12 protein-coding genes, 1 tRNA gene and 1 pseudogene are annotated in these 12,173 nt (G+C 57.6%); 9 read left to right on the top strand and 5 right to left on the bottom strand.

Annotated features, from left to right (window positions below; all coding sequences use genetic code 11):
• Positions 1–207: 207 nt before the first annotated feature.
• The 3 genes and pseudogenes from BLO97_RS32310 to BLO97_RS13660 form a co-directional block, all read left to right on the top strand.
• A pseudogene (locus BLO97_RS32310) lies at positions 208–345 on the top strand (GNAT family N-acetyltransferase); the annotation flags it as partial.
• Positions 346–480: 135 nt separating this feature from the next.
• Positions 481–2,643: a TonB-dependent siderophore receptor gene (locus BLO97_RS13665; protein WP_092346230.1), complete on the top strand. Its 2,163-nt coding sequence runs from the start codon at positions 481–483 to the stop codon at positions 2,641–2,643.
• A gap of 132 nt (positions 2,644–2,775) precedes the next feature.
• A complete protein-coding gene (locus BLO97_RS13660; RefSeq protein ID WP_092346228.1) occupies positions 2,776–3,027 on the top strand; it encodes a hypothetical protein in 252 nt (83 codons plus the stop codon).
• 171 nt (positions 3,028–3,198) lie between these two features.
• On the opposite strand, the gene BLO97_RS13655 is transcribed toward BLO97_RS13660, so the two are convergent.
• Positions 3,199–4,260 (bottom strand): hypothetical protein, encoded by a 1,062-nt coding sequence (locus BLO97_RS13655; protein ID WP_175489845.1) that lies wholly within the window; start codon positions 4,258–4,260, stop codon positions 3,199–3,201.
• A gap of 47 nt (positions 4,261–4,307) precedes the next feature.
• A tRNA-OTHER gene (locus tag BLO97_RS31625) sits at positions 4,308–4,419 on the bottom strand.
• Positions 4,420–4,569: 150 nt separating this feature from the next.
• On the opposite strand from BLO97_RS31625, the gene BLO97_RS13650 reads away from it, so the two are divergent.
• Both BLO97_RS13650 and BLO97_RS13645 read left to right on the top strand, forming a co-directional pair.
• Positions 4,570–5,136 carry an RNA 2'-phosphotransferase gene (locus BLO97_RS13650; RefSeq protein WP_086936753.1) on the top strand — a complete coding sequence of 189 codons (567 nt, stop codon included), beginning with the start codon at positions 4,570–4,572 and terminating at the stop codon, positions 5,134–5,136.
• Positions 5,137–5,215: 79 nt separating this feature from the next.
• Complete coding sequence (locus BLO97_RS13645) at positions 5,216–6,775, top strand: surface-adhesin E family protein (RefSeq protein WP_256571876.1); 1,560 nt, start codon at positions 5,216–5,218, stop codon at positions 6,773–6,775.
• A 40-nt stretch (positions 6,776–6,815) separates the two neighbouring features.
• On the opposite strand, the gene BLO97_RS13640 is transcribed toward BLO97_RS13645, so the two are convergent.
• Complete coding sequence (locus BLO97_RS13640; RefSeq protein WP_063320565.1) at positions 6,816–7,565, bottom strand: substrate-binding periplasmic protein; 750 nt, start codon at positions 7,563–7,565, stop codon at positions 6,816–6,818.
• A 215-nt stretch (positions 7,566–7,780) separates the two neighbouring features.
• On the opposite strand from BLO97_RS13640, the gene BLO97_RS13635 reads away from it, so the two are divergent.
• From BLO97_RS13635 to BLO97_RS13625, 4 genes are all read left to right on the top strand, one after another.
• Positions 7,781–8,581 (top strand): DUF6630 family protein, encoded by an 801-nt coding sequence (locus BLO97_RS13635; RefSeq protein WP_092346222.1) that lies wholly within the window; start codon positions 7,781–7,783, stop codon positions 8,579–8,581.
• Positions 8,582–8,742: 161 nt separating this feature from the next.
• Entirely contained in the window at positions 8,743–8,895 is a 153-nt protein-coding gene (locus BLO97_RS31620) for a hypothetical protein (protein ID WP_158265810.1), read from the top strand.
• Positions 8,896–8,934: 39 nt separating this feature from the next.
• A complete protein-coding gene (locus tag BLO97_RS13630) occupies positions 8,935–9,582 on the top strand; it encodes a VOC family protein (RefSeq protein WP_092346220.1) in 648 nt (215 codons plus the stop codon).
• Between the two features lie 299 nt (positions 9,583–9,881).
• Positions 9,882–10,835, top strand: a complete 954-nt coding sequence (locus BLO97_RS13625; protein ID WP_092346218.1) for an alpha/beta fold hydrolase — start codon at positions 9,882–9,884, stop codon at positions 10,833–10,835.
• A gap of 128 nt (positions 10,836–10,963) precedes the next feature.
• Here BLO97_RS13625 and BLO97_RS13620 read toward each other — a convergent pair whose 3' ends face one another.
• On the bottom strand, positions 10,964–11,452 hold the full coding sequence (locus BLO97_RS13620) for an Lrp/AsnC family transcriptional regulator (protein WP_003203167.1): 489 nt from the start codon (positions 11,450–11,452) through the stop codon (positions 10,964–10,966).
• A 45-nt stretch (positions 11,453–11,497) separates the two neighbouring features.
• The gene (locus tag BLO97_RS13615; protein ID WP_092144580.1) at positions 11,498–12,154 is read right to left on the bottom strand and encodes an HAD family hydrolase; all 657 of its coding nucleotides are present in this window, start codon (positions 12,152–12,154) and stop codon (positions 11,498–11,500) included.
• Between the last annotated feature and the right edge of the window lie 19 nt (positions 12,155–12,173).

Here is a 12,173-nt window from a genome sequence, read left to right as displayed (position 1 = left end):
GTGATTTTTCAAGCGATACTGGTTTTACACATTATTACCTCCCTACTGATTTTCGTCGCTTTTTCTCCGAACTCCTCTCTCTGATGACTCTATTGCCGTGAGGGCTCCTCTCGCCCTAACCCCAACGAACTGAAGCTCTCAATATCTAGATGCAGAGTCTCCACCTAGAGCAATAACCTCCGATATCACGATGTAGCCGGAAATGAAGTTCTTGGCACCGTTCTGGCTGGGTACGACGGCCATCGAGGATGGCTGTACTCGGTGGCGGTGCATCCTGCGCATCGTAGAAAAGGCTTAAGGGGCAAACATGGTGCATGCCTCTGGCGCCTTGACTGCCCAAGGTGAATGAAGATCAACGTGCAGATTGTCCCCCCACTGCGCATCGCCTCCTCCAACCGCAACAAACTTTATCGCTCAGATGAATCCTGCGACAATTAATGCGAATTACTCTCACAAGCATTAGCATCCAAGGATCCATTCATGTCGACTCGCACCACCCCGCCGCGTCACTTCACTCCTGCCCGCAATCTTCTGGCCATGGCTATCTGCATGATCTCCATGGCCCCCGCCTACGCCGATGACAACACCCCACCCGCCACCCTGGAACTAGACGCAACCGAGGTCTCCGGCAGTGGCCAACTGGGGAATACCACGGAAGGCACCGAGTCCTACACCACTGGCGCGATGTCGACCGCGACCAAACTCCCGCTGACGATGCGTGAAACCCCACAGGCCGTCACCGTCATTACGCGCCAGCGCATGGATGACCAGGTGATGACCGACATCAACGACGTGGTCAAGGCGACGCCCGGTTTGTTCCTGGATTTTTCCTCTGGTCCTGGTCGGCAGACCTACAAGGCGCGCGGTTTTGAAATCGACAACTTGATGTATGACGGCATCCCGAGTGGCTACAACGGCGTTAACGTTGGCGCCCAGCCTAACCTGGCCATGTTCGATCGGGTCGAGGTGGTGCGCGGTGCCACCGGCCTGGTGACGGGTGCAGGCAACCCTTCGGCCGCCATCAACCTGATTCGCAAGCGGCCATTGGCCGAGCAAAAAGTCACCCTGACCGGTGCCGCCGGCAGTTGGGACGACTACCGTGGCGAGGTCGATGCCTCCAGCCCGCTCAACGACAGCGGCACGCTGCGCGGCCGGGTCGTGACCTCTTATCAGGACGCCAACAGCTTCATCGACAATGTCGAAGAAGATCATGGCCTGTTTTATGCGGTCACCGAAGCGGACTTGAGCGAAGACACCACCCTGACCCTGGGTTTTTCCCACCAGAAGGACAAGACCAATTACTTCTGGGGCTCTTCGATGATCGGCCAGGACGGCCATCATCTGGATCTGCCACGCTCCTACAATCCGGGCACGGATTGGGAGAACAAGGATCAGGAGATCAACACCGTATTCGCCGAAGTCCGTCATCGCCTGGCCAACGACTGGAACCTTCAGGTCAACGCCAACTACGCCGAACAGAACGCGTTATTCTCCGGCTCTTACCAATCGCGCTGGGTCAACAACACACTGGCCCGCACGGTTTACCAGGCCGACTTCGATGAAAACCAGGCCGGCGTAGACGCCTTTGCCAGTGGGCCCTTCGCAGCGTTCGGGCGTACCCATGAACTGGTGGTGGGCGCCAGCAAGCGCATCTACGACATGACCACTCACAACTACAGCCCGTACGACACCAACTGGCCGCTCAATGCGGGTAAACCGGACTTCGTCCACACCAGCAACCAGCGCGAAGTGACCACTCAGGACGGCGTCTACCTCACCACACGCCTGAGCCTGGCGGACCCGTTGAAGCTGATTCTCGGCGGGCGCCTGGACTGGTACGACTACGATAACCGGGATGGCGACGGCGACTACAAAGTCACCCGTAACCTCACCCGTTACGCCGGCTTGATCTACGACCTGGACGAACATCATTCGGTCTACGTCAGCTACAGCGATATCTTCACGCCGCAGAGTTCCAAGGATACTTCCGGTAGCCCGGTCAAGCCGATCGTCGGCAAAAACTACGAGGTCGGCATCAAGGGCGAATATTTTGATGGCGCGCTGAATGCGAGCGTGGCGCTGTTCCGCGTCGACCAGGAAAACCGCGCCGTGCAGCTGTTTACCGCAAACTGCCCACAGGCAACCTGCTACGACGCCTCCGGCGAGATTCGCAGCCAGGGTATCGACTTCGAACTGCAAGGCGCCTTGACCGAAAACTGGCAAGTCGGCGGTGGCTACACCTACGCGCGCACACACACCATCAAGGATGCCGCGAACCCGCAGAACGTAAACAAGCAGTTCGACACCGACACGCCGGAGCATCTGTTCAAGCTGACCACCAGCTACCACTTCCAGGGCCCGCTGGAAAAACTGCGCGTGGGCGGCAACGTCTCCTGGCAGAGCCGTATGTACAACGACATCTCGCTGGCTGATGGCAGCACATACCGCCTCGAACAAGGCAGCTACGCGATCACCGATGTGATGGCCGGCTACCGGGTCAGCCAGAACCTGGACTTGCAGGTTAACGCCAACAACATCTTCGACCGCAAGTACTACTCGACCATCGCCAACTCCGTGAGCTACGGCGGTGATTCCTACGGCAATCCTCGCAACATGATGTTGACCGCCAAGTACAGTTTCTAGAAAGCAGAAAAAGGGGACGTAACTTGGAGCGCCCCCTTTCAACCCAAAGCAGTGCACTTGCGACCATCCTTATGGTCTACCGGAAGCCGCAAATGGCCCCCCTGCCTACCTCTGCGCTAGAGAGACAATCACATGAAAATGGCTGCCATTTTTGTACTCACCTGGATTGGCTTCACCTCAGCGGGCGCATTTGCCGGTGATCGGAACCAGGACTATCGAGAGGCAAACAGGCGCCACTGGGAACACCAGCGCGAAATGGATAGAGCAGCAGACAGGAAACACCGCGAGCGCCATCAAGCGAGGGAGCGGGAAGAACGCAAGCATTATGAAGAAATGGAGCGGGAAGAAGCCAGGCGTAGAGCGCAGTACTATCAAGAGCGGTAGAACGTCTGCCGCGATTGGCTTCATCAGGCGCCTGATTCTGTCACTGCCTATATATCCGGAATTGAACTGACCTGTAGCATGCCAGAGACCTATACCTCAGCAGAAATCCGGATCAGACTATAACTTGACAGCCGTGGCCTGACCCGACTCTGCGATTTTGGCGTGATCTAGTTACCTTTTACAAATATCTGGAAAAACCAAGCTTGAAAGTTCCTTGAAATTCTTAGCATCAAGAAAACTCATGTCCTGCTTCGCGATCACGCGTCCAGGATAGCTTTTTTTCTTTCTGTCAAAAGTTGTGGAAACGAAGCCATGGTTACCGACCATTCTAAGCGCCTTTGAAATACGCTCAGGATAGCTCTTGCCTGCCCACTTCCGCAGGGTATCTTCTGGCGCACCACGCAAGTTCAGCTCCTCGCAAACGGCCTCTTGAACAAATCTACTAAGATCACAGGATGCGATTAGCCGAGCATCAATTGCGGCTAGATACCGCATGAGTATGGAGACGAGTGTAGAAATATCCTTAAGAGATGGCTCGCTCTTAGAACTGTATCGCTCAAGGGTTTTTTCGAAGTCTATACCGGCATGCTCGGCAGCCAGATACTCCTTATCCGCGATCAAGTCCGAAACGACCTTGGGATCTAGCGGATCCGTATCCATGTCGTGTACGAGTACATTGCGCCATGCAACCAATAGGACCACAGCCGAGTGATAGGACGGTCTTAGAGGAATGGCGGAAATGGCAGGTCCGTTCAAGGTTTGAGCGTGGAAAAAAAGCCCACCACAACGAGCATTCAACGATAGCGTTTTTTGTTTGCCACAGAACTTTTCCGAAAAATCACGCAGGACAGATTTGATCTCGGATGGGCGATCGATGACTTCATTCAGTCGCGTCTCGAGCATTGATATGCCGCTTGGCGTGAGCGCCTGGCCCCTTTGGGTAATCTGAGGCTCTTTTCTCAGCACTGAACGTAAGGTCATATCAGCCAATGGGCTCGGACCAACGCCTAAGTCTTCAAGGTAATGATCCAAGGCATCACAGGCCGTTACCATCAAAGACTTTATTGCAAACCCTCTTGCCTCACGCTCAGCCTGGATGAGATCACCAGGAGCCCAGCTAACAGCAAGATCCTTGGGTTTCAACGCTATTCCTGCACCGACCCCGCATAAACCAATCACGACACTGTTCAGGTTTCGCACCGGATTGCCAAGCTTGGTACGGAACAGCTTCAAAGCTCGCGTACGTAAAATTATAGTGCTCGTCATATTGCTGCTTAACGTGAAGTAGGCCGGATTCGAACCGGCATGGAGAAAACTTCTTCTCCCCCGCGGATAATGTAAAGCCGAAGCTTAAGTAAAGGGCGGGTGAGCTTACCGATGCTCAACTACTCCGCCGCGGATAGTACCAACTCAACTGAGTGATATCAACTCAACATCACTCAGAATGAGCCCGCTTCGGCCTCCGGGCAACGTTCGTTTGAGTGCCGCCATACAACCAAGCACAGTACTATTTGCAATCAGCTAATGAAAACGGACCTTTCCTTGAACAAGAAACAACGCGACGACATCAGCAAGCTCCTCAGCTACGTACTACGCCACGCCCCCGAATCCATGGGGCTAGTCCTGGACCGCGACGGTTGGGCCGACATTGATAATCTGATTTCGAACGCCCACCAACATGGCCATACCTTCGACTACCAGATGCTGCACGAGGTGGTCGAGACCAACGAAAAGAAGCGTTTCACGCTCTCTGAAGATGGCCAACGCATTCGAGCCGCACAAGGTCACAGCACCGGGCAGGTCCAGGTGCAACACGTCGAAAAAACACCACCTGCCCAGCTCTATCATGGAACCGCCAGCCGCTTCATGGCCTCCATCGAGGTGCAGGGCTTGATCCCAGGCAGTCGGCACCATGTCCATCTGACTGAAAGTCCCGAAACGGCAATGGCCGTCGGCAAGCGCTATGGACAACCTGTTCTACTCGCTGTTGATGTACAGGGTATGAAACAGGCAGGGGTTCGGTTCTTTCAGGCGGACAATGGCGTTTGGCTTGTGGAGTCGGTACCTGCGGCCTACTTGAAGACGGTAGAGGATAAAACTCATACATGAATGGGTCCGTGTTATACCTTTGGCCTGGAGCCCGTAGGTAAACCAGTTACCCATTGGACGTTCCGTCAAGCCCCGACCCGTGTTGTTGCTCGATGCAGTGCCACAGGCCGGTAGTCGTCGCTTCACCGACACTGGCCGGCCTGATTGCTGGCCAGGGCTCGCATCAGCTAATCACTCCCTCTATCCTAAGCCCCCAGCCCCAAGACATCGCCCCACCCCGCCTCCCTCAATGGACTTACCGGAGACATCTGTGCAACGCCCTACCCTTCTCATCGCCTCAGTGCTGCTAACCGCCTGCGCCAGCCAACAGCCACCAGCCGATAAGCAAGCCACCCTGCTCGCTCAGCCGTTGACGCCCAATAGCCTGATGCGCGAAGGCGACGTCATAAACTTCCAGGTGTTCGCCCCCCGCGAACCGAACATACCCTTCTGGCAAACGGTTCAGTTTTCGGCGGCCTGCTCCAGACCTCAGGTCAACCAGGTTTACTCGTTCATGCTCCGCCGCTCCTACGCCAACAATAGCGGCCACTATGCCCCGCCAACAGCGTTGCCCGAGCGTTATCACGCCACGCTGATGAACAACCGGGAGTTCACCCAGGCGTGTAAAAACCTCCCCGCTCCGGATTGGCGCCAGGTGATGAAGGGGGACGCTGAACGGTGGCTGTTGCTGGATAACAGCAGCGTGCGCAAAAACGGTAAACAGGTGCAGTTCTGGATGGCCTACGACGAGCCGCAGACCCGCCTGAACCCGCTGAGTAGGTCTCCTTTCACGCAGACCCGCGAGCAGTACACGCTGGACTGCGCAGCGCGAAAGGTCACGCTGTTGGCCCGTTATTACCTCAATGCCAATAACGAGGTCACTGACGGGAAAATCGAAATGTTTCCCGAGGCCAAGGCGATGACAGCGGCCGATCAGGATCAGTTGAAGGTTTTTGAACTCGTGTGCAACGCGCCTACGACCATTGCCACTCTGCCGACGTTCAAGTCTCGTACCAAAGCACCGATCGCGGCGGATGCTCTGCCCGACATCAACCCAGGTGTATTGAGGAGCATTGAGCAACTTCACATGCCGGCCCCGGTCAAGACGCTGACTTATATTGAGTTGGCAGGCACCGCCAGTCATGCCCAAGAAAGTTGGCCGGAGCGTACTGAGTACTTCCTGTCCACTGACCCTGTGACCCGGCAGCTCAGCATCGTTCACAAAAGCGAAAACCTCAATGGCCGCCAGATCAACTGGCGCGGCCTGATCAGGCTATCGGGCACAGAGCAGGCCACGCGTTCCGAGAACACCGAGGTGGTCAACAGCCTGAGTTTCCGTGGCGATTGGCAGCGTATGCCTGTGGGCAGTCAGCTGGGCTTTACCCGCCAGGGCAGCCTCACCAGCAATCTGATCGGCACCGTGGGCAAGGAACCGAAAACCTTCGACTGTACCGTCGACAGTGAAGGGCCAGCCAAACGACTGAACCCAGCCTTGAGCGGTAACGCCAAGGCGTTGAGCTGCCGTGAACAGCGCCCAAGCTCAACAGTCGTGCCGCTGACGCACTATTACTACTTGGTTGACTATGGGTTCTTCTATCACGCCAGTACTGACAAAAATGACTCGATATCCATCGACATGCATGTGCAGAGCGTGAAGTGAGTGCAGGTCTGCGGGGCCGGCTTTCGCCGGTTCCGCGCGCTCATTGCCCCACCGCCCCCTCATACCGCCGCTGAATCCGCTCCAACTCCCCGGAACGCCGCAACTTCTCCAACGCACTGGCCCACGCCGCCACCACTTCATCCTCACTGTCAGGGCTGAAGGCGATGTACAGCGATGAGCGATACAGTTCGATAGGGATCCGTCGCAAGGTGCCCGGCGCGATGTTCAACTGACGGCTGTAATAAGCCACGCCCGCATCGGTGTCACCGATGATGATGCCGGTGCGCCCGGCAAGCAGCATGCGGTAAAGCAACTTGCTCTCGGTGGCGCTTTTATCCAGGTTGTTGAAGCCCAGCGACTGCAACATCTGCGGCACCAGGCCGGCGTGACGGGTGGTGATCTGCGGGGCATGCAGCAGTTGTTCCAGGGAGTTGACCGGCGGCGTACTGGCCAGTTGATAGGGGTGGATGGACTCCTCCACGATCGGTCCGACCCATTTGTACAACGGCTCGCGCTCCGGTGTGCGGAACAGGGAGTACATGATGGTCTTGGGTCGCGTCTTCAGTACCTGGGTGGCTCGCATACTCGGCTGCAACAGCACCTCGAAGTCATTCCCGGTGAGCGCCATGATGGCCCGGACGATCTCGGTGGTCATGCCGGTGAGCTGATTGTTTTCCTGATAGTTGTACGGTGCCCACTCTTCGGTGATGACTTGATACTCCTCGGCCCTGGCATCAACCGTGCCGAGCAATAGGCAGATCAGCGCTGCAACCGGTGTCGAATGTCTCACATGTTCTCCCGGCGGATTGTTCGGTGTTTGTGCATGGACGGGCTTGGTTCAAGGGGGCAAGGTAAGCATAGACCCAAACACGCGCCCGCCAGTTGACGTAGCCCACATTCCGCCCCTTAGCAATCTCCAGGCCTTGGTGTACGATCAGCGCGATCCGGATATCGGACAGCGTACGCCGCGCTTCCGTTTCGCCCTTCTCCCTGTGACCCGCCCACATGAATCCGATCGACCCACTGTCGTTTCAACGCATCATCACCGCCCATGGCAACTGCGAAGGCGCGGCGTATTTCGACGCTGAGGAAAGCCTCGCCCATGAGGTGTTTGCTGACCGCATCGTTTTCCAGACCAACTACCTGGATTACCGCAGCTATGAGGTCGATCTCGCCGAGGGCAGCGTACGCGTGCGCAAGACACGGCTGGATAACTACCTGCGCGGCCATAAGGCCCAGGTGATCGATGACGACATGGACGACGAGGACTGGGCCGAACTGAGCAGTCTATGGCAGCGCTTGAGCCACGACCTGGACACCCAGGGACACGGGCCGCAGCCCGATTTGGCCGATACCCTGGCCGATCTGTTTGATTGCCTGTTCGACGAGGCGCGCGCGCAGGCGCTCATTCAGAACATCCCGGCGCCTACCGGGCAGTGGGATTGGGCTTGGACGCAGGTCGAGTCAGCACTCACCGAGACCAATCAGTTGGCCGGGTTCGAATGGAAGGAGTGGTCGTCCTGCGGGATCGATGCCGTCAATGCCCTCGCCCCGCTGCGACAGTTGGGCATTGAAATCCCTGTGCCCGAGCGTAACGCCATCGATGCCATCAACCGCGCCAACGATTGGGAGCGTGCGCTCCTGCAGTATTTCAACGCCCAGCTGGAGGCCCATGACTTGAAGTTGTTGGCCATCGGCACGCACTTCGATGAATACCAGGCCTTCGCCTGCCTGCCCATGAACGGCCTGGGCCTGACCAATGCCTTGGAGATCATGGGCAGGCTGGGCATCGTCTACAAATATTAAGCGACTGACGCCACACATGTTCGGTCCGCTTTTACGAGCCCATAAAGGGCCCCCCCTCCTTTGAGCCTCGAAGTGACGACATGACAAACTGTGATCAATGCGGGTCCCTCCTCCCTTACGACACCGCTGTTTGCCCGCGATGCGCCGGAGAAATTCGGCACATGGTCGAGGCACACGGGCCAAGGTCCCAGCCGTCGAAAGGGCAGAAAATCCTGAAATGGGTGCTGATCGGCATTGTGGTCGCCGCGCTGGCAGCAGTGGCGGCGGTCATGTGGATCTTGCACTCGCTGGGGCCGATGCCTTCTTTTGGTTGATGGCGACAGACACTTCCCAACCCACGGATGGATGAACACATGAAAACCACCCTTGATCACCTTGTCATCGTGGCAACGGACCTCGATACCGGCTGCGCGTTCGTGACTGACGCGCTGGGCGTCGACCTTCAGCCGGGTGGCGTCCACTCACGCATGGGCACCCATAACAGGCTGCTGCACCTTGGCCCCGGGGTCTACCTCGAAGTGATTGCCGTGGACCCGTCCGCCCTACGTCCGCACCGGGCACGCTGGTTCGGCCTCGATCAATTGGCTCCCGATTCGCCGGCACGCCTGGCGACCTGGGTAGCACGCACCGATGATATCCATACGGCTCGTGATGCCTGCCCTGGCCTTGTCGGAGATGTCGAACCCATGACGAGAGGAGCACTGAATTGGCAAATCACCATACCGGCTGATGGAAGCCTTCCCATGGCTGGATCAGTCCCCACCCTCATTCAATGGGCGCCTGGGCCTCATCCTGCGGACATGCTCCAGGACAAGGGGTGCGCGCTATTGACGCTGGAGATCTTCCATACGGATCCGGAAAAAGTCAGCGCGATCCTGACGGCCATGAACTTTTCTGGCCCGGTTCATCTTCATGCACGGCAAGCGTCTTCGGCTCCCTCCCTGGTTGCACATATTCAAACGCCAAATGGCCTGAAGACACTGCCGCTTTCATCCGTGTGAATCTGTACAGAGCAGGCAATTGTGGCGAGGGGATTTATCCCCGTTGGGCTGCGTAGCAGTCCCCTTAAATTTTGGGGTTGCTGCGCAACCCAGCGGGGATAAATCCCCTCGCCACAAGGTCACCATAACCCGCGCCGACCATTCACACGCAACCGAAGCGAAACGCAGCTATCCGATTTTCCCATAGTTGCTATCGATACCGGCGCCGTTCTCGTCCTCGGCCTCTCTCTCTAATCTGCCCACCAACGCGATCGACGACGATCGCCGCAGATCAAACTGACCTTATGGAGAGAGAAACGATGAACACATTCAACCGCACCCTCGCTGTCGCCACCCTGGCATTGGCCACCCTCAGCGCCGAAGCCGCGTCACCTGTCCAGTCCGCTGCCAGCGCGTCTGCTGTCGGCAGCGTGGTTCAGTCCGCCAGTTACATCACCACCAAGGATGGCGTCCAGCTGTATTACAAGGACTGGGGCCCGCGCGATGGTGAGGTCGTGACCTTCAGCCACGGCTGGCCACTGGACTCCGACAGCTGGGAAGGCCAGATGATGTTCCTCGCCTCGAAGGGTTATCGCGTGGTGGCTCATGACCGTCGCGGCCACGGTCGCTCCAGCCAGCCTTGGGAAGGCAACGACATGGATCACTATGCCGATGACCTGGCGGCGGTGATTGAAGCGCTGGACCTGAAGGACGTCACCTTGGTGGGCTTCTCGACAGGGGGCGGTGAAGTGGCTCGCTACATCGGCCGTCACGGCACCGCTCGAGTGAAGAAGGCCGTGCTGGTGTCCTCTGTCCCGCCGTTGATGCTCAAGACAGACACCAACCCCGGTGGCTTGCCTATCGAGGTGTTCGATGGCCTGCGCAAGGCATCCCTGGAGAACCGCTCGCAGCTGTACCTGGACATTGCCTCGGGCCCGTTCTACGGCTACAACCGCAAGGGCGCCAAGCCATCCCAGGGGTTGATCCAGTCGTTCTGGGTGCAAGGCATGCAGGGTGGCAGCAAGAATACCTATGACTCGATCGCGGCATTCTCGGCTACCGACTTGCGCGGCGATTTGAAGAAGTTCGATGTGCCGACGCTGGTGATCCATGGCGATGACGACCAGATCGTGCCTATCGACGCTTCAGGCCGGGCCTCGGCGGCGCTGATCAAGGGCGCTCGACTGATCGTCTACCCTGGTGCGCCGCACGGCTTGACCGAGACGCACAAGGATCGTCTCAATCAGGATCTGCTGACCTTCCTCAAGGAATAAAAGCCCAGATCCCTTGTGGGAGCGAGCTTGCTCGCGATGGCGGTGGATCAGCGTGCCTCAATGCCGAACCTGCCGACGCCTTCGCGAGCAAGCTCGCTCCCGCAGCTGTTTTAGGATGGTTCCCGAACTCAATGCCGCAACAACTTGCGCAATGGAATCTCATCCTTGCGCACCGGTGACTTGATGACGATGTAGCTGAAGTACTTGGAGATGCCGATGTTCTTGTCCAACAGGCTTTCCATCACGTCCTGATAGTCCTGGATGCTGCGGGTCATGAAGCGCACCAGGTAGTCGTAGCCGCCGCTGATGAGGTGGCATTCGAGTACTTCATCCACCAGGCGGATGTTGGATTCGAACTTGGCGAAGTCCTCACGCTTGTGGTCGCTCAGGGTGACTTCGGTGAAGACCGTCACCGAGTCGGTAATCTTGGCCAGGTTCAGATGGGCCTTGTAGCTGGAAATGTACCCCAACGACTCCAGTCGCTTGACCCGCTGCAGGCACGGGCTGGCGGACAAGCCCACGGCATCGGCCAGGCTGACGTTGGTCATGCGGCCATCTTTTTGAAGCTCTACCAAAATGCTGATGTCGATCCGGTCCAGTTTCGCTAAACCTTCCATCGCATACCTCTTGCCTGCCGTTTGTAAGACAATCTTCTAACAAAATCAGCGTCGTAAGGACAGCTGATGCTGAGCGACCAGATCAGCCATGCTGTTGATGCAGTAGTCCGCCGCACAGGGCGCGGGCGACCTATCGGCGTTGCGGCAGATCAGGCAGACAGCCCCAACCGACCGTGGACGGGCGCCAGGACGGGTCACCTGAAGAATCGTCTCGGCGCTCAGGCCATTGGCCGCCAGCCAATCGTGATCCTGCAACGGGTCGCTCGCCAGCGAAATAAAATCATCAGGCTCGATGCCCAGGCGCTCGCACAACACGCCCCGGTCCTCGGCATCGCGATCCCCTTGCACCAACAACCGATAGAACTTGCGCAGGTAGAGCATCGCACCCGGCGCATCCTCGAACAGCGTCCAACCGGCAGCCGAGCGGGCGAAGCTCATGCCCTCCTCCCAACTGATTTTGAGCTTCCAGCGCTCGGCCAATTGACGGTGGGCGAAACACAGCAAGCCGCTGAAGCCCAATTCGCCGAAACGCGGGTACAAGGCTTGCAGTACTTCGTCAAAATCGGCGAGCACCTGTGCTTTGTCCAACGGCTCGCCATGGTTTTCCAGCAACGGTTGCAACGCCGTCCAGACGCCGGAGTCCCGATCCACCAAGACCTCATCGCAGTCGATCAACAACGCCCGATATTCAGTCAGCCTCATCTGTAAAGCCTCCGATGAT

Origin of the sequence: Pseudomonas sp. NFACC05-1 (assembly GCF_900100135.1) — a bacterium.
GTDB classification, from domain to species: domain Bacteria; phylum Pseudomonadota; class Gammaproteobacteria; order Pseudomonadales; family Pseudomonadaceae; genus Aquipseudomonas; species Aquipseudomonas fluorescens_Q.
The sequence above is the reverse complement of the archived record's forward strand: the minus strand, read 5'-3'. Positions and strand labels throughout refer to the sequence as shown.

What these genes read in the sequence shown, in the direction of transcription:
- BLO97_RS13630 (WP_092346220.1), top strand. Translation starts at nt 8,935, where the DNA reads ATGAAAACCACCCTTGATCACCTTGTCATCGTGGCAACGGACCTCGAT.
- BLO97_RS31620 (WP_158265810.1), top strand. Translation starts at nt 8,743, where the DNA reads ATGGTCGAGGCACACGGGCCAAGGTCCCAGCCGTCGAAAGGGCAGAAA.
- BLO97_RS13625 (WP_092346218.1), top strand. Translation starts at nt 9,882, where the DNA reads ATGAACACATTCAACCGCACCCTCGCTGTCGCCACCCTGGCATTGGCC.
- BLO97_RS13615 (WP_092144580.1), bottom strand. Translation starts at nt 12,154, where the DNA reads ATGAGGCTGACTGAATATCGGGCGTTGTTGATCGACTGCGATGAGGTC.
- BLO97_RS13635 (WP_092346222.1), top strand. Translation starts at nt 7,781, where the DNA reads ATGAATCCGATCGACCCACTGTCGTTTCAACGCATCATCACCGCCCAT.
- BLO97_RS13660 (WP_092346228.1), top strand. Translation starts at nt 2,776, where the DNA reads ATGAAAATGGCTGCCATTTTTGTACTCACCTGGATTGGCTTCACCTCA.
- BLO97_RS13665 (WP_092346230.1), top strand. Translation starts at nt 481, where the DNA reads ATGTCGACTCGCACCACCCCGCCGCGTCACTTCACTCCTGCCCGCAAT.
- BLO97_RS13620 (WP_003203167.1), bottom strand. Translation starts at nt 11,452, where the DNA reads ATGGAAGGTTTAGCGAAACTGGACCGGATCGACATCAGCATTTTGGTA.